We start from the raw sequence: 1540 nt of genomic DNA, 5'->3' as shown, positions 1-1540 counted from the left end.
GTTCTTTTTGCGAATCATCCGGCTGGACACACCTTTGAGGCTGTTTACCAGCACGGATACCGCCAGCTTGGGCGGATAGTTCACCAGGAGATGCACATGGTCATGCTCACCATCAAATTCCATCAGTTCTGCCTCAAGGTCGGTGCAGACACCAGCGAAGATGCCCCGCAGGTCATCAATCACTTCCTTGGTGAACACGCCACGGCGATATTTGGTCACAAAGACCAAGTGAACGTGCATCTTGAAAACGCAATGTCTGCCGTGTCTTATTTCGTTGTTTTTCTCCATAGACCGAGTATAATCTGAAACATGATGCGCTTGCAAGCCTACAAATTTCGGATTGAGCCAAACGGCGAACAGCAACGCGCCTGCGTCGCATCGCCGGTTCATGCCGGTACGTCTGGAACAAGGCTCTAGCGCTGCAAATCGCCAATCACGAAGCGGGCGAAAAGTTCATCAATCATTTTGCAATGTGCAAGTGGCTTCCTGTCTGGAAAAAAGAACCGGAAACCTTATGGCTCAAAGAAACACCCTCGCAGCTATATCAGGTCGTACTCAAAGACCTGGTGCGCGCTTACAAAAACTTCTTCGAGAAACGTGCCGACTTCCCGACCTTCAAAAAGAAGGGCGTCAGCAGCAGCTTCTGTTTCCCGCAAGGCTGCGAACTAGATGCAGGCAATAGCCGCATCCGGCTTCCCAAGCTGGGCTGGATACGCTACCGCAAGAGCCGCGCTGTCGAAGGCGTCATCAAAAACATTACCGTGTCCTGTGTCGCTGACAAGTGGTATGTGAGCATCCAGACAGTGCGCGAGGTTGTGCAGCCGGTGCATCCTTCCACGTCCATTGTTGGCCTCGATGCGGGCGTTACGCTGTTCGCTACGCTCTCGGATGGGACGATGTTTGAGCCGGTCAACGCCTTCCGCAAGAACGCGGCAAAACTGGCGAAATATCAGCGTTGCTTGAGCCGCAAAATAAAATTCAGCAGCAACTGGAAAAAACAGAAGCAAAAAATATCACGATTGCATCAGCGGGTAGCTCATGCCCGGAACGACTTTCTCCACAAGACTTCAACCATCATCAGCAAAAACCACGCGATGATAGTTATCGAAGATTTGAAAGTCACGAACATGAGCAAGTCGGCAGCAGGCACGGTTGAGGCTCCTGGACGAAGCGTAAAAGCCAAGTCCGGCCTCAATAAGTCGATTCTCGATCAGGGCTGGGGCGAGTTTCGCCGCCAGTTGGAATATAAGCAGGCATGGCTTGGTGGTGATGTACTTGCCATCAACCCGCGCAATACCAGCCGGACGTGTCCGGCTTGCGGCCATGTATCCGCCGAGAATCGAAAGTCACAATCCAAGTTTGAATGCGTCGAATGTGGGTATGCGGAAAATGCAGACCGCAATGCGGCCATCAATATTCTAAGGGCAGGACATGCCCGGCTCGCCTGCCAAGTGAACGATGCGGTAATGTCGTCAGCAACAGGAACTCACCGAAGCTATCTACCCCATTCCGGGGTAGAGGCAGTAGGAATCCCCTGCCT

2 protein-coding genes and 1 pseudogene are annotated in these 1540 nt (G+C 52.5%); 2 read left to right on the top strand and 1 reads right to left on the bottom strand.

The window, feature by feature from the left end; genetic code table 11:
• On the bottom strand, nt 1-288 hold a 288-nt coding region (gene tnpA, locus HV832_RS17110; RefSeq protein ID WP_176805261.1), incomplete at its 3' end, for an IS200/IS605 family transposase.
• 21 nt (nt 289-309) lie between these two features.
• On the opposite strand from tnpA, the pseudogene HV832_RS17450 reads away from it, so the two are divergent.
• Both HV832_RS17450 and HV832_RS17105 read left to right on the top strand, forming a co-directional pair.
• A pseudogene (locus HV832_RS17450) lies at nt 310-392 on the top strand (helix-turn-helix domain-containing protein); the annotation flags it as partial.
• Nucleotides 378-1540, top strand: a 1163-nt coding sequence (locus HV832_RS17105) for an RNA-guided endonuclease InsQ/TnpB family protein (protein ID WP_399311546.1), incomplete at its 3' end; no start/stop codon positions are given. The pseudogene HV832_RS17450 and the gene HV832_RS17105, both read left to right, overlap by 15 nt.

The organism is Cognatundibacterium oligocarboniphilum (genome assembly GCF_013377855.1).
In the GTDB taxonomy this organism is placed as follows: Bacteria; Pseudomonadota; Gammaproteobacteria; order Burkholderiales; family Burkholderiaceae_D; genus Undibacterium; species Undibacterium oligocarboniphilum.
This window is presented reverse-complemented; position numbering and strand designations above follow the sequence as displayed.